Source organism: Fluviicola chungangensis (genome assembly GCF_007558725.1).
In the GTDB taxonomy this organism is placed as follows: Bacteria; Bacteroidota; Bacteroidia; order Flavobacteriales_D; family Crocinitomicaceae; genus Fluviicola; species Fluviicola chungangensis.
Map to the genome: position 1 here is coordinate 146,287 of NZ_VLPL01000006.1, position 18,556 is coordinate 164,842.

Below are 18,556 nucleotides of genomic sequence, written 5' to 3' on the forward strand. Positions count from 1 at the left end.
AAATACATTAATCGGGCCATGTCATTTTGTCACATAATTCTATTCTTTAAACGGAACTTATATCTTTCTGGTTCTTCGCATCCAAATTTTCACACAAGTAACTATTCCACCGATAAACCCAATTATATAAGAGCTTACATGCGCCCAACCGACCGCCAGAAATGCATTGTGTTTGTGTGGAGAAATACTTTCCGCAAATTCTCCGACCAAATAAATAACGCCGGCTTTTGCAAGAATAAAACCAATTAATCCCGCTGCTAATGAGGTGATCATCATTATTAAAAGTAACCTGATTACATTTCGTCTAATAATCGAAAAAGGAACTTCTTTGTGCTTTCCAAGTCGATTGAAAAACACCATCAATAATCCTAAAATCAAACCAACCCACCAGGTAGCCAAAACTCCCCAAACAAGTGCCAGATAAACCGGATCCTCACTTCCAATGATTTTCGGATGAGCAATTGTAAAATATTCTACGCAGATATTTGCCGTAACCAAATCATGAACAATTCCGAAAGCAATTGCTCCAAACAAACAGAGTAAGATTGTTTTAAAATGAGTCATCAGCCAACTTCCTGTTTTTTCTCAAACACCAGGTAATAAATTGGAACCCCGGTCAATATCAACACAATGCTTCCGAATGTATCCCAAAACGTAAATACAGTCAAAGAAACACAGATTACTGCTGCAAAAACCAAATACATGAAAGGAATAACCGGATAACCAAATGCTTTATACGGACGATTGGCATCCGGCATTTTTCTTCTCAATCTGAATAACCCCAGGATTGTTACAATGTAAAACACCATGGATCCGAAAGTTGCGAACTTGATCAAAATCCCGTAAGAACCTGAAAAACACAAAATAATAGACCACAGAGCCTGGATCCACATGGCCCAGGCCGGAACGCCGAAACGGTTTAAGTTGCTCGCTTTTTTAAAGAACAGTCCATCTTTTGACATCGCATAGAACAAGCGGGAACCCGCCATAATCAACCCGTTGTTGCATCCGAAAGTGGAGATCATGATCAGGATTGCCATCAGCATATTCGCTACATTTCCAAACAACATATATGCAGCGGATGTACCTACTCTATCTGAGCTCGCAAACTGGATACCAGTTGACTGAACAGCCTCTCTCGTATACACAAAATCTCCTTCGAATGGTGTTCCATGAAGCGGCAGCAAACCCAAATAAGCAACGTTTGCGAGAATATAAAGAATTGTAACGATAAACGTTCCCAGGAACAAAGCGCGTGGCAGATTTCGTTCGGGATTACGAATATCCCCGGCAATGAAGGTTACATTATTCCAGGCATCCGAAGAGAACAAGGAATTGATAATAGTCGTCGAAAGTACGATCATTAAACCGACTGCTGTTAAATCGGTTGTTATCCAGCCCCCTGCTTCTTTTTTTGTGGAAGTGGCCTCCCACATATCGTGGAAATTTTCATCAAAAAAACCGGAATAAAATCCCACGATAATTCCTGCTATTATCAAAACGGCCAATGCAACCAGCTTCGAACTGGTAAAAATTGCCTGGATGATCTTCCCATAATTGATCCCGCGCACATTAATAATTGTCAGGATAAGAATTGTCCCTACTCCGACAAAATTGGCCCCGTTGATCTTGACTGTACCGTATTCGAACAATGTTTTGTCAACCAAGACTGGAAAAAAAACACCCGCAAACTTACCGAACGCAACAGCCACCGCAGCAATTACTCCCGTTTGTATCACGGAAAAAGTAGTCCATCCATACAAGAATGAGGGTAATTTTCCCCACGCTTCACGAATGTAAACAAATTGACCGCCCGCTTTGGGGAACATCGCCGCCAATTCCCCGTAGCTCAAGGCTCCAAACAAGGTGATGATCCCTGTCAATAACCAGGTAAAAAGCAACCATCCGGAACTTCCCAGGTCGCGCGCCATTTCCGATGAAACAATAAAGATTCCGGAACCGATCATGCTTCCTGCAACCAGGAAAGTAGCATCCAATAATCCGAGTGATTTTTTAGTCGTGTTTTCTTCCATTTGCAGTAATAAAAAAGTCTCGTCCCCTAATGGCAGACGAGACCCTGAATATATAAATACGTTACTAATTATTCCCGGCTATCCAATTGATCTTCCCGTTCCTGTTGTTCATCGATTTTACTGTTTCTTCTTCCATACGTAAAATAAATCAGGAAACCCATGACCATCCAGATACCAGCAACGGTTAATGTTGTCAGATCCAAAGCAATAATCATGAACATACACACTCCCATTCCTAAAATCGGAACCAATGGTACCAACGGTGTTTTGAACGGACGTTCCAAATGCGGGAATTTCTTACGCATTACAATGATCCCGGCGCATACAATGACGAATGCAAACAAGGTTCCGAATGAGGTCAAATCGCCCGCAACACTTCCCGGTACAAAAGCAGCAAATGCTCCGACCAGGACAAATAAGATCATATTTGATTTATAAGGTGTTTTGAATTTTGGATGCAAGTCGGAAAAAACTTTAGGGATCAATCCATCTTTTGACATCGAATAGAATACACGGGACTGTCCCATTAACATAACCAAAATTACGGAAGAGAATCCAGCAAGGATTGCAATTGTAATGCTGGTAGCCAGCCAACCGTATCCCGGCATATATGTATTCACCGCGTATGCAACCGATGCTTCTTTACCTGCTTTTTCGTACTCTTCCCATGGAGCCACGCCTGTCAAAACATGCGCAAACAAAATATACAAAATCGTACAGATAATTAATGATCCGAGAATACCGATGGGCATATCCCGTTTCGGATTTTTTGCTTCCTGTGCAGCTGTAGAAACAGCATCAAATCCAATAAAGGCAAAGAATACAATGGCAGCTCCGCCAACAACTCCTCCCCAACCGTGCTCGAAAATTCCTTCGTGATTTTCAACTCCTTCAGGAATTAAATACGGCGTGTGATTGGATGGATTGATAAATTGCCAACCGATGAAGATGAAAACGAGTACGATCGCAACTTTGAGGAACACCATGATCCCATTAATAAATGCCGATTCCTGTGTTCCCTTGATCAATAATAAAGTCACCAATAATAAAATCCCCAGTGCCGGTGCATTCAAATAACCGGATGTAGTCTGAACAATGCTCTTCACTTCCGGGGCCAATTTAGCCAATTCACTATCTGAAAGAATGACCACACCGTGTTTCGCAGTCATTGCCAATTCCTTCGATAACATCGTAATATTCTCAACTCCAATAACTTTATTGACGTGTTCGAACGGCGAATGGCACCATTCATAAGGTATGGCCCCACCGAGTAAATTATTGAGGTATTCACTCCAGGCTATCGAAACCGTTGCAGCTCCTAATGCATATTCCATCAAAAGTGCCCATCCGATAATCCAGGCTACGATTTCTCCCAGTGTTGCGTAAGAATAAGTATATGCACTTCCTGCAATCGGAATGGTTGAAGCAAATTCAGCATAACACAAACCAGCAAAAGCACAGCCAATCGCTGCCAAAGCAAAGGACAAGGTCACACCGGAACCTGCTGCTTCACCAGCTGCTGCTGCTGTTCTTACAAATAATCCGGCACCGATAATCGCACCGATTCCAAGCGCAATTAAGGACCAAACCCCCAGTGTTTTCTTCAAGCCACCTTCATTCGCTGCAGCTTCTTTTAACAATAATGAAATTGATTTCTTTTTGAAAATATTAGACATATCTTATACTAGTTAATTCTTCAGCTCAATACAATATCAGCTATATTTTAGTTTTCAAGTGGCTAAAGATAGAAAAAATGTGAATGAATGCTAAAATCTAAATATTTGTTCTGAATTTAACTTACCTTATTCTTGATACTAAACTTTCAATTACATTTGATCTAAATAACATTCCTGTATGTGGATTTTTCGCTTTAGTGCTAATCTTAAGAATTTTTTCAGATTATTGTCAATTATTCGGATTATCGCCGGACATTACATTGCGAACTGGCTGACAACAGGTCCCCTGCGCGTCATCTTTGATCCGAGAGGGAAAAATCGAAAAACGCGTTCCGAACGACTGCGCCTCATCATCGAAGATCTTGGGCCAACCTTTATCAAGTTCGGTCAAATCATTGCTGACAGACCGGATATCGCTTCGGAAGGGTTACGAATGGAATTGAAAAAGCTGCAATCTTCCGCAAGGCCCATGCCGGATGACATTGCCATGCAAATCATCGAAAATGAGATTGGAGCTTCCATCGAAACGGTTTTCAGTGAATTCAATGAAGATCACATTGCTTCGGCTTCAATTGCACAGGTTTACCAGGCAAGGTTACATACCGGAGAAAGAGTCGTACTGAAGGTTCAGCGGCCCAACATCCGGAACAAGATCCGTTTGGACATCAAGCTTCTTCAAATCTTTGCTCAAAAAATCCAGAACCAATACCCGGAAATCAGCAATTTCAACCTGATCAAGTTCATTGAAGATTTCGGCGACATCATGTTAAAAGAACTGGATTTCATGAATGAACTTTCAAACATGATGCGTTTTACCCACATGTTTAAGGAAGATGACCGGGTTTATGTTCCAAAAATCTATAGCAAGTATTCCACATCCAAGCTGTTGATCATGGAATATGTCGAAGGTGAGGCCCCGGATAACTTAGCGAATCTTGTTTCAAAGGGATTTGATCCGAAAATCATCGCAGAAAACGGGATCAATGTAATTCTCACCATGATCCTGAAACATGGGTTCTTCCATGCTGATCCGCACTCAGGAAATATGTTTATCCGAGGAAATAATCAACTGGTCCTTATCGACTTCGGAATGTGTGCGAGCTTAAAACCAAAACAAATTGACGGTTTAATTGATTTCCTGATCGGTTTTGCAGATAACAATCCGCATAAAATTGCCAAAGCACTATTGAAGCTGACCGAAGTGGAAAATTTCCGAGACATGGAAAGCCTGGAGTTTGAGATCAATGAATTGACACTGAAATATACTTACTATTCTTATGACGAAGTAGATATTTCAGGATTGTTTACGGATACGTTCAAGTTGCTCATGAAATACGGAATTACCATTCCGAGCAGCTTGTACATGTTGTTGAAAACATTGGTAACCATTCAGAAAGTAGCGGAATCACTCCATGTGAAACTGGATTTGATCGCTATGGTAAAACCGTATGCAAAAGATAAGATCAAGGAACGTTTCGGATGGAAAAACATCAAATCTAAAATCATTAATTCAGCCGAAGATTACCTTTACCTGGTAGAAACACTTCCGAAAGACATCAAAGCAATCATTACTAGCTTCAAACACGAAGGACTTCGCCATAATATTAAGTTGGGTGAAGAAGGCAATACCATTGGGAACACGGAAATCAGAAGACACATTTACCGTTTTGGTGCGATCGTTTTACTGGGTGTGTTACTGATCTGTGCGACACTTCTGAAAGTTTACAATGTGAAAACAGTAATCTACAATTCCAAGGGAGAACCGTTCATGGGCAAGATCTTTGGAAATTTTCCGGACGTCTTTTTTGTCACAACAGTCATTATATCTGTTTTCGTAGTATTGCGTTTAATGTTTCGAGCCAAATAAATTATGCATCCATTTCAATCTAAAATTAACCAAACCAAAATTCATTTCAACAACTCGGATGTTGACCTGGGTTTTCGCAACCTGGTAGATTGTGTCCTGGACACAGCAGATCAGGCATTTTACAAAAAAACGATCAACTTGGTTTCCTGGAAGGAACAGAACCCGGATGATCGTGAACACTTTACCCGGAAATCTTTGGATTTACTCCAGGAATTAGCATTATTGAAACCAGTTGGGCAGGACGAAAACAAACCTCTTGCGACAATTACTGATTTAAGCAAAAAATACAGGAGAAGTTCCTTTGAGATCGGACCGGTAAGCCTCCTGATTAATCCGGGAGAAATCTGGGGATTGGTCGGAGAAAACGGAAACGGAAAGACCTCATTACTTCGCGTTATTGCGAAAGATCTCAGCCCGGATAAGGGCACGATCACTTTCTCGGATGACCTGGAGCAGCTGAAACTTTACAATCAACGTTCACATCTGGCATATATTCCGCAACGAACTCCGAAATGGCATGGTTCACTCAAAAGCAACCTGAAATTTACTGCAAGCCAGTATGGTATTTTCGGTGAAGAAAATGAATTATTGGTCCTGATGTACATCATCCGTTTTGGTTTATGGTCTTTTCGAAACTATAAATGGAGTGAATTATCTTCCGGCTACAAAATGCGTTTTGAGCTGGCACGAACGTTCCTCCGGAAACCCAAATTACTTTTACTGGATGAACCACTGGCGAACCTGGATGTGCTTGCCCAACAATTGATCCTGGAAGATTTAAAACTCATGGCAGCCAGTTTATCCAATCCATTGGGAATCATCCTGAGCTCACAACAACTCTTTGAAGTAGAAAAAGTCGCTGACAAAGTCATTTTCCTGAAAAAAGGAAGCCCCATTTACATCGATCAGACCATTGAAGAAAAAAAATCGAATGGGGTTGAAAAAACGGTCCTGGAAATGGATGTTCAGCTTTCCAAAGAAGAACTTTCGGTGATCATTCAACCTTTTCCGGTGGAACAGATCCAATTCAACGGCGGTATTTTCATCGTTCATATTTCCCGCAGGTCATGTATGAACGAAATCCTTCAGAAACTGATTGATTCCAAGGTTCAGATCACCTACATCAGGGACATTTCCAAATCATCCAGACGCTTTTTTATTCAAACTACCTGACTATGCATTTTCTTAAAAAACTTGATATTTTTTTACTCGAAAAGTTTCCCTTACTATGGCATACCAAATTGCCTTACGCCGCCTGCTTTTCTATTATAATCAGTGCACTTTTTTATGTGTGGGGATACATTTTTACAACGGAATTCCTCATCAACCGCTTTCCTGAAAGCAGCTATTTCGAGCGCTCAAATGCTTTACTTTGTTTCCTGATTATCAACGCGATTTTTATAATCGTCTGGGCATTGGCTTTTTACCGCAAAAGTGCCGTAAAAAACCTTTATCCTCTGCAGCGTTTTTATTTCACACGTCTTCTTTGCTCCTTCCTGTTCATTTTCTGGAGTCTAACCTGGTCATTTACTACTTTTAATTGGGGGGTTAAATCCAAAATCCGGAACCTTGCCCCGCTTACTGAGTTGGAAGAACACATCCGGACAATCAACTTTGCAGACGCGTTTTTATTCAACAATTCGTTCACTTACGACACGTATATCCAAACCTTCCATCCGGATGTGAGTAAAATCCGTTTTGATTACAATGATTCTGTCTGGAAGGACGTGCCCACTATTTTGTGCAGAGATACCGTTCAATTCAATTCGACCGAATCAAAGTATGTCAAGAAAATGCATCCACTCGAAATCAAAGAAACAACCTATCATCCTTCCGAACACCCATGGAACAATGATACGGTTGAAAACAAACTTGTTCAATTCCTGCTTACACAATCAAGGGTAACCAAAATCGATTGCTACGGAACTAATGAAACGCTTTATTTGATCGGTGCTAAGAAATTAAACCAATTATGCCCCAATGGTTTGAACGATCTGCGTAATTTCTGCAAGGAAAAAATATCTCCAAGCTATTTCGAATACGAAAAATACGATAACATCTTCCTGGAATATGCGGCCAGAAGATTTCATTTCAGAGGCTGGTACTACCGCGATGATAACTTTTCTATTAAAATCAACAAAGACTTTAATGACTTTTTATCCCAAAGCAGTCAAGCGGATGTGCTCCAACTGTTGAACAAATATGAGCGATTATTAAACAGGCATCAAATCGGTTACTCGCTCAACACATCTGAAATTTTGGATTATGTCTGGAAGAGAAAACATAACATGAACTTTTCCCCCATTGTCGGACAGTCTTCCAATAATCCCAAACAGGTAGAACTGGATCGGGCAAGATTTGGTAACCTGGAAAATTATGAAGCCTACAAATCACAAACGGATGATGTTTACGAACAACCGTGGTATTTTGTTGAAACCGGACAATTGGAACAGCTATACTCGAACAGTCTTAGAGCGCACGATCCTGCCATCAATTGGATGGCATTCATCGTAAGTATTTTCTTTGCATTAGGTTGCGCTTTGGTGTTTTTCCTATTTGCAATCGGCAACCCGATCAACCTGATCATTGTAGCTTCTGCAGGAGGGGTATTTGTAATTCTCAACATCCTGTTCTTCGTCGTATTCCTGGAATATCACGGTTCGGATTATGGCACCTACAAAAACACAGAATTCAGATTATTCTCTCAATTAATGGTCTTTTCAGCAATTTTATACGCGTTATTCTATATCTTTTACCAAGGAAAAAACGTTTCAAAACGATTGCTTTTGATCACATTCAACCTGTGTTTTGCACTATCCGTTCTGTTTCCCGCATTTCTCTTCCTGTTCCTGGAATCCGTTTTAAAAACGGAATATCTGGACAGTTGTTCTGATTCGCACACTATACACAGTCTTTTTTACTATTGGGTCCAGGACCCGATTGTCATTTGGGTCTCAGCTTTCAGTGCCATTCTTCTGTTTACGCATTTCATCAAACCAGTTTTGGCAAAACCGGAATAAGCACGAGAAATACTTCAAATTTGTATGTGGAATATCCTTGTAAATTAACTATTTCAGCTACATTTGTGGCTCTCAAAATGAGAGTTTAAAGCATTCACAAGTTAACAGTAATGACAGTACACGAAATTCGCAAGCAGTTTTTTGATTTTTTTGCGTCGAAAGGACATCAAATCGTTCCTTCAGCACCAATGGTTGTAAAAAATGACCCGACCTTGATGTTTACAAACGCCGGAATGAACCAATTCAAAGATTTTTTTCTTGGAAATGCGGTTCCAAAAAACCGCCGTGTCGCCAATTCTCAAAAATGCTTACGCGTTTCAGGGAAACACAATGACCTGGAAGAAGTGGGTGTCGATACTTATCACCACACCATGTTCGAAATGCTTGGGAACTGGTCGTTCGGAGATTATTTCAAAGAAGATGCTATTGCATGGGCCTGGGAATTACTGACAGAAGTGTACAAAATCCCGAAAGACCGTTTGTATGTTACGGTTTTCGAAGGAGATGAAAAAGACGGAGTTCCAAGAGACCAGGAATCCTACGATATCTGGAAAAAATACATTGCGGAAGACCGCATCATTTTAGCGTCCAAGAAAGATAATTTCTGGGAAATGGGTGATACAGGACCGTGCGGGCCGTGTACGGAGATCCATGTAGACAACCGCCCGGAGGCCGAACGCGCAAAAAGTGATGGAAAACAATATGTAAATGAAGATCACCCGCAAGTGATCGAGATCTGGAACAATGTGTTCATGCAATTCAACCGAAAAGCGGACGGAAGTTTGGAATCCTTACCTGCAACGCACGTGGATACCGGAATGGGATTGGAACGTTTGGCCATGACCCTGCAGAACAAAACATCCAATTACGATATTGACTTGTTCCAGACTCTGATCCGCCACATGGAAAAGGTCTCCGGAAAGAAATACGGAACAGATGAAACTACAGACATTGCATTGCGTGTAATTGCAGACCACGTACGTGCAATCGCATTCTCTATTGCAGACGGACAATTGCCTTCCAATACAGGAGCCGGTTATGTTATACGGCGCATTTTGAGACGCGCTGTTCGTTACGGGTACCAAACGCTCGGACTGAAAGAACCTTTCCTTTCCGGTTTGTCAGTCGTGCTTTCGGAAGTGATGGGAGATCCGTTCACTGAACTGATCAAACAAAGCGAATTGGTTGAAAAAGTAATCCGGGAAGAGGAATTGTCTTTTTTCAGAACATTGGAACAAGGAATTAAACGCATAGAAGGTCTTATTGATTCGGCGAAGGTTTCTGGTTCCAAAGTACTGGACGGGTCGGCAGTTTTCGAATTGTATGACACCTATGGATTCCCGTTCGATTTAACGAGCCTGATTGCTCGAGAAAACAATCTCTCCGTGGATGAGGACGGTTTTAATGCGGAACTGACGAAACAGAAAGACCGCTCACGAGCTGCAACCGCTATCGAAACAGATGACTGGGTGCAATTAACCGATGATTCGGTAGAAGAATTTGTGGGTTACGACTACCTGGAAACGGCGGTTGAAATTGTAAAATACCGGAAGGTTTCACAAAAACAAAAGACATTTTACCAATTGGTGTTCTCCAAAACTCCTTTTTACCCGGAGGGTGGTGGACAAGTCGGAGATACCGGAAGAATTTATAATGACTCGGAATCAGTAGTGATCTTTGACACGAAAAAGGAAAACAACCTGATCGTTCATTTGTCAGAAACACTACCATCCAATCCGAACAGGCCTTTTACAGCGGAAGTAAATGAACAGAAACGCAAATTATCTGCCTACAATCACTCTGCTACTCACCTCTTGCATCATGCATTGAGAACGGTTTTGGGAACGCATGTGGAACAAAAAGGATCTTTGGTTAATCCGAATTATTTACGTTTTGACTTTTCCCACTTCTCAAAAGTAACGGATGAGGAATTGGCAAAAATTGAATCCCTGGTAAGCGAAGCCATTCGCGCAAGTATTGATTTGGATGAAAGACGCAATGTTCCGATTGAAGTAGCGACCGAAATGGGCGCAATGGCTTTGTTCGGTGAAAAATACGGCGATACGGTCCGCGTGATCAAATTCGGTGATTCTGTAGAATTATGCGGAGGAACACATGTAAAAAATACCGGACAGATCGGTTTATTCAAGATCCAATCCGAATCTGCAGTTGCAGCCGGGATCCGTCGCATTGAAGCCATTACCAACGTGGCAGTTGAAACCTATTACGCAGACCAGGAATCGAAATTGAAATCTGTCAATGAATTGCTGAAAAATCCGAAAGATGTTTCAAAAGCAGTGGAAGACCTGATTTCCAAAAATAACCAGTTGCAAAAACAAGTGGAGAACTTTAAGCGAGAGCAGGCAAAATTGGTTAAAGCAGACCTCAAGACGAAAATCGTTCCCAAAGGAGATTTCTCCTTCCTGGAATCCATTATTGAGTTGGACGCAGCTTCGGTAAAAGACATCCTTTTTCAGTTAAAGGGAGAAGTACCGAACTTATTTGCAGTAATCGGATCAAAAGAAGATGACAAATGTGCTATCAGCATTTTAGTGGATGAAAGCCTGGTTTCATCAAAAGGATGGAATGCAGGGAACCTGGTCAAATCAGTAGCTTCCTTCATTCAGGGCGGTGGCGGCGGACAAGCATTCTTTGCTACAGCCGGAGGAAAAAACGCAGCAGGATTGGAACCCGCAATGGGCCAATTGAAAGAAACCTTATTTTCCTGATCTTTTAAAGATCACGCCAAGTAACTTGTTGGTGTAATTGACAATTTCAGTATCTAATTTCAGGTAATAAACCGGGAATATAAATAATGCCAAAACAAGGATGGATTCACAGAAAAACAGGATCCATCCTTCTTGTATATAGTTTTGGATAAACGTTCCGGAAGTCAGTGTAAGCAATCCGGCAAAAATAACTGTAACCTGGTTCCATGTAAACGGGTGCATTTTCAGAATATTCCACACAAAAATAAGTCTTCCAAGATTAACCAGTGCCAATGCTATTGAGGTTGAGATCGCAGCACCATTCATTCCCCAAACCGGGATGAAAAGCAAATTCAAAAAATATACGATCAGGATCAGCGAAACAGTGAAATATACATCGTATTTGTACTTCTTGGAGGAAGTAAATATGGACGAGTTTATCCCGCAGTACATATCAAAAATGCGGCCCATCATAATGAAAAAGAACACCCAAATTCCCAGGGAAAACTCAGGTTTCAGGAAAGAAAACAGAAAGTCGATATTCAGCCAGGTGAATAAAAACAGTCCTAAACCGATTGTCAGGGAAACCGAGCTTATTTTTATATACAAAGATTTAATTTCCCCGAACTGCCGGTTTTTCCAATGTTCTGAAACCAATGGAGCACTAATCCGGATAATGGATTTATATGGTACCTGAAGTGCACTCGCTAAGAACAAAACCGTTGAATAGATTCCGGTTGACTCCAAACCGTCCATTTGGGCCAGCATGACGACATCCAGAGACGCAACAATTACCAGCCCCAGGGTATTGATATAGAAATAAGACGATGACTTAACGAGGATGCGCCGGAACCGTTTGGAAATCTGTATGCTGGAAAGTTTGATATTGAACTCTCCTATCCGTACCATGTAAATCAGCAGCATTAAAACCGGGATGAAATAAATCAAACTGTGAAGAATAACAAATGTGCTGAAACTGACCCATTTCATCCAATAAATTCCCAATATCATGGTTAAAGCCAGCCGTAAAACAATCTCATTGGCGAATACCGAGATAATATTCTTGTACAACCCCCTCAGGTAGACTTCAAAAACCAGGAAAAAGACAGTCGATATACCAATCGGGATAAACCAGACATAATAATCCACAAAGTCCGGAGATTTTTCCAGGTACAACTGCTCTATTTCATCTCTGAAAAAGAAGGTAGCAAGGGTACAGAGCACTATTCCGACAAGAACAAATAGAATCATCAAAGGCAGAAAACCGTGATGTTTCCTGGATTCGTTCCGAAAAACCGGAAAAAACCTCCAAGTCGTATAAATGGTCCCCATATTCGCAAACTGGGCAAACAAAACTCCTACCGAATAGATTAAATTAACCAAGCCGATCTGCGCTGTCGATAAAATAATAATGAATAAAAATCCCTTATTGAGATATCCAAGAACAATCCCGATATAGGAGATGATCATGGTCCTCAGAGCATCCTTTTGTACTAATCCCATTACAGGCAAAGATACTCTTTCATTCAGAAAAAAGTTATTACTAAATTCGCAAACATTTAGAATCGGAATGAAAAAAGTACTGGTAATAACATATCATTGGCCGCCTTCAGGAGGAATCGGGGTCTTAAGATGTTTGAAACTGGTTAAATATCTTCGCGAGTTTGGTTGGGAACCGGTGGTATTTACCGCTGAAAACCCCAAATATCAATTCCTGGACGAATCCAATAGCAACGACATTCCAGCCGGGATAGAGATCCACAAAGTTCCAATCTTTGAACCTATCAATCTGTTCAAAAGATTAACCGGGAGATCCATTCAAAAACCGCTTCAAAATGTCACAAACAATTCTGCCAAAAAGAAAACGTTCCTGGATACACTTTCAATCTGGGTGCGTGGGAACTTCTTTATTCCCGATGCACGTGCTGCATGGATCAAGCCATCGGTGAAATACCTCGAAAAATACCTCGAACACAATCAGATTGATGCCATTTTTACCGATGGACCTCCGCATACCAATACGGTAATTGGAATGCGTCTGTCCCAAAAATTTCAAATTCCCTGGCTCGCAGATTTCCAGGATCCCTGGACACAAGTTGATTATTACTCCCAAATGCATATTGGAAAACGAGCAGACCGCATCCACCGGAAATTGGAACAGGAAGTTTTTCAAAGTGCTGCAAAAATTACAATTGCCAGTCCGACTTGGAAAAAGGAACTGGAATCCATTGGTGCTAAGAACGTCGATGTGTTCTATTACGGGTATGATGAAGCAGATTTTCGCGATTATCATCCCCGCACGGATTCCGATAAATTCATTATTTTTCACGGTGGATTGTTAGGGAACGACAGGAATCCGCAGGCACTTTTTACAGCGCTCAAAGAACTAGTAGACTCCTCATCTGATTTTCGCAAAAAACTGGAAATCAGGCTGGCTGGAGAAGTAGACATCACTGTAATCAATTCCATCAATGAAAATCAACTATCGGATTATGTCCGTATTTTAGGAATGCTCCCGCGAAAAGAAATCATCAAACAGTATGAAAGCTGTTCCCTCCTGCTTTTACCAATCAATATTGCAGCAAATGCGGCAGGTAGAATCCCGGGGAAACTATTTGAGTTGTTAAGAGCACAAAAACCGATCCTTGTTCTTGGTCCTGACGATTCGGATGTGAAGCAAATAGTGGAAAAAACGAACGCCGGGAAACAATACAAATACAACGATAAAGAGGGTATTAAAAATTATGTGAGCACATTATTCGATTCCCCGGAATCAGGATCACAAATCAGGCCCTCAAAAATAGAACAGTTTAGTAATTATCAATTAACGGAGCAAATTGCTCAGCTTTTAAATGAAATCTCCCAATAAAAAAGCATATTGTTTCCTGGTTAGTAGTGAAGGTAGGGATTTTCACATTCTAATAGGTTTTATCTATTATTTAGAGCGATTTCTGAACTACGATGTCGAATTTCAGTTTGTGTGGGATGCACATAAAATAAAAACTTCCCCACCCGATCTGGTCATTCTTCCCAATGCACGTGGGAATGACCTTTATTTTGAGATCGCACAATATTGTAAAGAAAATGACATCCTGGTCTATGCAAACGAATCCGAAGGAAATTTTAACCCGGATACCGACTACAATTATTGGGGGTACAACACAACCAAAACACCTATTTGTCCTGTTTTATACTGCTGGAACTACCGCATACGTAATTACCTGATTGAATCTGTGGGTATTGATGAATCATTGATCAAAGTTGCAGGGGCACCTGGCATCGACAAATACCATTATACTTCTAAACTTGACCGGGGTCTTTTCCTGAAGAAACACCATAAATCGAAATACAAAAAAGTGGTCGGGTATGCCGGTTGGGCATTCGGAAAACTCGAAAACAAAGAAATCGATCATGTATTGACATACCTCGAAATGGAGGAAACGTCGGGAAAAAAATGGATTGCGGAGAAACGGGATTGGGCCGAGGAAGCACTGAGATCCTGCATTGAAAAATTTCCGGATGTTCTGTTTATTCTGAAAAAACATCCCAGGGAAAATTTTGAATCCGATTATCGGGACTCACGCAATGAAATGAATCGCCTGACTCATTATGACAATGTTCTCTATTTGTGTAACGAAGAAAGCATCGAATCTCTGATTCAGGTATCTGATATCTGGATGGCCTTTGAAAGTACTTCCATTATGGAAGCCTGGCTGATGAGAACTCCTACCGTCATTATCAATCCGATCCCGAACTTCAGTAAAGTAAAACTCTACGAAGGTTCTCTTCAGGTTCACGACATTCCTCACTTGCTTACTGTTATGACGGATGCACTTGAAAAGAATGTATTTGATCAGATGAATCAGCCTGAAATTCTTGTTCAGCGCCAAAAAACGCTCGAAAATGCATTTGGATTTACAGATGGGTATAATCACCTGCGCTGTATCTATTATTTCCTTCCATACCTGGAAAAGAATAAAAGAACGACTAAAAAAATTCCTCTAAACAAGCGGTTTTTCAGGCAATACTTGCTTATGCACATGGGAAAGTTCTTTTACAACAAATCCATTTTCGCGCGCTTACCCAAGTTCAAAAAAACCATTTGGATTTTCGAAAACCGCTGTCTTGATGGGGTCAAGGCTCAAAAATTGACTACTTTTAAAGATTTAGATGAATTTTACAAGAAAAACGGTTTGAATGAAAAATTACCTGATGTGGAGTTTTTAAAAAGCATTAGCAGGTAGGCGCTCATTTAAATCCAATCTTCTTAAGTACTTTTTTTATATTTGTGACAACAACTTTTTGGCTTTGAACGATAAATCTATTCTTATAACCGGCGGAACGGGATCGCTTGGTAAAGCATTAACAAAACATATCCTTTCCACTCATCCGGATATCAAGCGGCTGGTTATTTTTTCAAGAGACGAACAAAAACAGTTCGAAATGGAACAAGAGTTTCCTAACGCCAAATATCCTCAAATTCGTTACTTTATCGGTGATGTTCGTGATTTGGAGCGCCTGGAAAGAGCTTTTTCCAATATTGATTATGTCATCCACGCAGCTGCAATGAAACACGTTCATATTGCAGAGTACAACCCGGATGAATGTGTAAAGACTAATGTCGGAGGTGCAGACAACGTGATTAAAGCTGCATTGAAAACAAATGTAGAACATGTGGTCGCGCTTTCAACCGATAAAGCGTGTGCACCTATCAATTTATATGGGGCAACAAAATTGACATCGGATAAACTATTTGTTGCAGCCAATAATGTGAAAGGAAAACGGAATGTTAAATTCTCAGTTGTCCGTTACGGGAATGTTATGGGATCCAACGGATCAGTGATTCCATTCTTCCTGAAGAAAAAAAGAAACGAGGGTGTTTTACCGATTACCGTTGAAAGTATGACACGCTTCAACATTTCCCTTCAAGGTGGAGTTGATATGGTAATGCACGCGTTGGAAACGGCCTGGGGAGGAGAAATTTTCGTTCCTAAAATCCCTTCTTACCGCATTTTGGATGTTGCAGAAGCAATCGGACCGGAATGTGAGAAACCGGTGATCGGAATTCGCCCGGGAGAAAAAATCCACGAAGAAATGATTACTTCATCTGATTCTTTTTTTACGTATGACTTAGGAAAATACTACACAATCCTGCCTCAAAACCCGAATTGGAAACTCGATCAGTTTGTTGCGTATTTCAGTGCCGTTAAAGTGGAAGAAGGTTTTTCCTACTCTTCGGATAAAAACTCTGATTGGGAAACAGTTGAAAGTTTGAGAGCCCTGATCAAAGAACATGTTGATCCTACTTTCGAACCATGAACAACAAGATCATTCCGTACGGAAGACAAGAAATAACGCCCGAAGATATTCAAGCAGTTATTGACACCCTTCAATCCGATTTTTTAACACAAGGCCCGAAAATCGCCGAATTTGAAAACGCATTTGCTGCATATACCGGTTCCGGATACGCTGTTGCGGTAAGTAACGGTACAGCTGCGCTCCATTTGGCTGTAATGGCATTAGGCATCCGGGAAGATGAATATGTGATCTGCACACCCATCACATTTGCTGCTTCAATCAACTGTGTCAAATACTGTGGCGGACAGGTATTGTTTGCTGACATTGATCCGGAAACGTATTTAATGGACATTCAGTCCGTAGAAAAAATTATCCGGGACAATCCTGATAAAAAAATAAAAGGAATTATTCCCGTAGATTTTGCGGGTCGTGTCGCACAACTGGACGAATTCAAAAAGTTAGCCTCAAAATATGGCTTATGGATCATTGAAGATGCATGCCATTCTCCCGGAGGATTTTTTGTCGACGGACAGAACGAAAAACAGTTTGCCGGAAATGGAAAATTTGCCGATTTAAGTATTTTTTCTTTCCACCCGGTGAAACACATTGCAACCGGTGAAGGCGGAATGATTACGACCAATGATCCGGATTTGTACAACCGGTTATTAACCTTGCGTTCGCATGGAATAACACGCAATACGGAGCTTTTCGAAAACAGTGTAGAATTTGCAGTTGGAAACAGTCCCGCAACCGGTGAATATCCGCTTTGGTATATGGAAATGCAGGAACTGGGATATAATTACCGTTTAACGGATTTTCAGGCAGCATTGGGTATTTCCCAGCTAAAACGTGCTGACCAAAATCTAAAAAAAAGAAAATCCATTGCGAAATCCTATACAAACGCTTTCACGGGTACCCCGGGAATCATTCATTCTTCAGGATTTATCGAAGGGCATGCTTATCACCTCTTCGTACTGGAAGTGGAGGACCGAAAAGGATTGTATGATTTTCTGAGATCCCACGGTATTTTTGCACAAATTCATTACATCCCTGTACATTTAATGCCTTACTATCGCAAACAGGGCTGGAAAGAAGGGGATTTCCCAATGGCGGAACGCTATTATTCAAGATGTATCAGCATTCCGATGTTTCCATCCATGAACGAGGAAGCAATTAATTACGTTATAAGTACAACAAAATTATTTTATGAAAGATCATAACAAACATAAATATAAAGGCATAGTCAGAGGTTTTTTCCATCAATTGCTGACCATCGATTTCGTTCGGTATTGCATTGCAAGAATCCGTTTTTTTTACTTCGTAAGAATCTGCCGAAAACTGAAAACGTTTGATCTGTCTACTCAAAAAGCGATCGCATCCAATACGGTATTTCACAATCTAAAAGGTATAAAAGATCTTGCTGTGGTCAGGTCATTGGCACTCATTAAACCGGTAACAGCTATCGACAAGGTTGGAATTCATTCCAAAGTACTTACGATCGGCCCGAGAACTGAAGGGGAACTTTTAAGTCTGGTTGGTTATGGTTTTCTTAAAAAGAATGTCCGCGGGCTTGATCTGATCAGTTATTCCTCCTGGATTGACCTGGGAGACATGCATGCAATGTCCTATCCGGATAACTCTTTCGATGTGGTAATCATGGGCTGGGTCATTTCATATAGTGAAGATCCGGTAAAAGCCGCTCAGGAAGTGATCAGAGTGGCAAAAAACGGTGCCGTGATAGCTGTTGGTGTCGAATATGGAGGACTACCTGGAAAAGAAGAAACCAAGCATTTGGATTATATCCCGGGAGCCGGAAGATTGACAACTGAGGCATCCCAATTGACCGATTTTTTTGGAGAAGCAGTTGATCATGTTTATTTTAGCCACAGTATCGATGAAGACAGGAAAGATCTGAAAGGATCTGTAATTGCCGTTTTCTCTATCAAAAAATAGA

General features: G+C 40.9%; 13 protein-coding genes. 9 read left to right on the plus strand and 4 right to left on the minus strand.

Annotated features, from left to right (window positions below):
* Positions 1-57: 57 nt before the first annotated feature.
* The 3 genes from FO442_RS12885 to FO442_RS12895 form a co-directional block, all read right to left on the minus strand.
* Positions 58-564 (minus strand): hypothetical protein, encoded by a 507-nt coding sequence (locus FO442_RS12885; RefSeq protein WP_144333610.1) that lies wholly within the window; start codon positions 562-564, stop codon positions 58-60.
* Positions 564-2,033: an APC family permease gene (locus FO442_RS12890; RefSeq protein WP_144333611.1), complete on the minus strand. Its 1,470-nt coding sequence runs from the start codon at positions 2,031-2,033 to the stop codon at positions 564-566. The genes FO442_RS12885 and FO442_RS12890 overlap by 1 nt, the downstream gene beginning before the upstream one ends.
* Before the next feature lie 68 nt (positions 2,034-2,101).
* On the minus strand, positions 2,102-3,709 hold the full coding sequence (locus FO442_RS12895; protein ID WP_144333612.1) for an amino acid permease: 1,608 nt from the start codon (positions 3,707-3,709) through the stop codon (positions 2,102-2,104).
* Between the two features lie 226 nt (positions 3,710-3,935).
* Between FO442_RS12895 and FO442_RS12900 the strand changes: the two genes are divergently transcribed.
* The 4 genes from FO442_RS12900 (at position 3,936) to alaS (ending at position 11,325) form a co-directional block, all read left to right on the plus strand.
* The gene (locus FO442_RS12900; protein WP_186280107.1) at positions 3,936-5,576 is read left to right on the plus strand and encodes an ABC1 kinase family protein; all 1,641 of its coding nucleotides are present in this window, start codon (positions 3,936-3,938) and stop codon (positions 5,574-5,576) included.
* Between the two features lie 3 nt (positions 5,577-5,579).
* Positions 5,580-6,749 carry an ABC transporter ATP-binding protein gene (locus FO442_RS12905; RefSeq protein WP_144333614.1) on the plus strand — a complete coding sequence of 390 codons (1,170 nt, stop codon included), beginning with the start codon at positions 5,580-5,582 and terminating at the stop codon, positions 6,747-6,749.
* Positions 6,750-6,751: 2 nt separating this feature from the next.
* Complete coding sequence (locus FO442_RS12910) at positions 6,752-8,596, plus strand: hypothetical protein (RefSeq protein WP_144333615.1); 1,845 nt, start codon at positions 6,752-6,754, stop codon at positions 8,594-8,596.
* A gap of 110 nt (positions 8,597-8,706) precedes the next feature.
* The gene (gene alaS / locus FO442_RS12915) at positions 8,707-11,325 is read left to right on the plus strand and encodes an alanine--tRNA ligase (protein WP_144333616.1); all 2,619 of its coding nucleotides are present in this window, start codon (positions 8,707-8,709) and stop codon (positions 11,323-11,325) included.
* Here alaS and FO442_RS12920 read toward each other — a convergent pair.
* Positions 11,314-12,807, minus strand: a complete 1,494-nt coding sequence (locus FO442_RS12920) for a lipopolysaccharide biosynthesis protein (RefSeq protein ID WP_144333617.1) — start codon at positions 12,805-12,807, stop codon at positions 11,314-11,316. The genes alaS and FO442_RS12920 overlap by 12 nt on opposite strands.
* A gap of 67 nt (positions 12,808-12,874) precedes the next feature.
* On the opposite strand from FO442_RS12920, the gene FO442_RS12925 reads away from it, so the two are divergent.
* From FO442_RS12925 to FO442_RS12945, 5 genes are all read left to right on the plus strand, one after another.
* On the plus strand, positions 12,875-14,173 hold the full coding sequence (locus tag FO442_RS12925) for a glycosyltransferase (RefSeq protein WP_144333618.1): 1,299 nt from the start codon (positions 12,875-12,877) through the stop codon (positions 14,171-14,173).
* Positions 14,157-15,548 (plus strand): BFO_1060 family glycosyltransferase, encoded by a 1,392-nt coding sequence (locus FO442_RS12930; protein WP_144333619.1) that lies wholly within the window; start codon positions 14,157-14,159, stop codon positions 15,546-15,548. Before FO442_RS12925 ends, FO442_RS12930 begins: the two co-directional genes overlap by 17 nt.
* A gap of 64 nt (positions 15,549-15,612) precedes the next feature.
* On the plus strand, positions 15,613-16,623 hold the full coding sequence (gene pseB, locus FO442_RS12935; protein ID WP_144333620.1) for a UDP-N-acetylglucosamine 4,6-dehydratase (inverting): 1,011 nt from the start codon (positions 15,613-15,615) through the stop codon (positions 16,621-16,623).
* Positions 16,620-17,822, plus strand: coding sequence for a UDP-4-amino-4,6-dideoxy-N-acetyl-beta-L-altrosamine transaminase (pseC, locus tag FO442_RS12940; RefSeq protein ID WP_144333621.1), 1,203 nt, complete (start codon positions 16,620-16,622; stop codon positions 17,820-17,822). The genes pseB and pseC overlap by 4 nt, the downstream gene beginning before the upstream one ends.
* Positions 17,809-18,555 (plus strand): class I SAM-dependent methyltransferase, encoded by a 747-nt coding sequence (locus FO442_RS12945; protein WP_144333622.1) that lies wholly within the window; start codon positions 17,809-17,811, stop codon positions 18,553-18,555. The genes pseC and FO442_RS12945 overlap by 14 nt, the downstream gene beginning before the upstream one ends.
* Position 18,556: the final 1 nt, after the last annotated feature.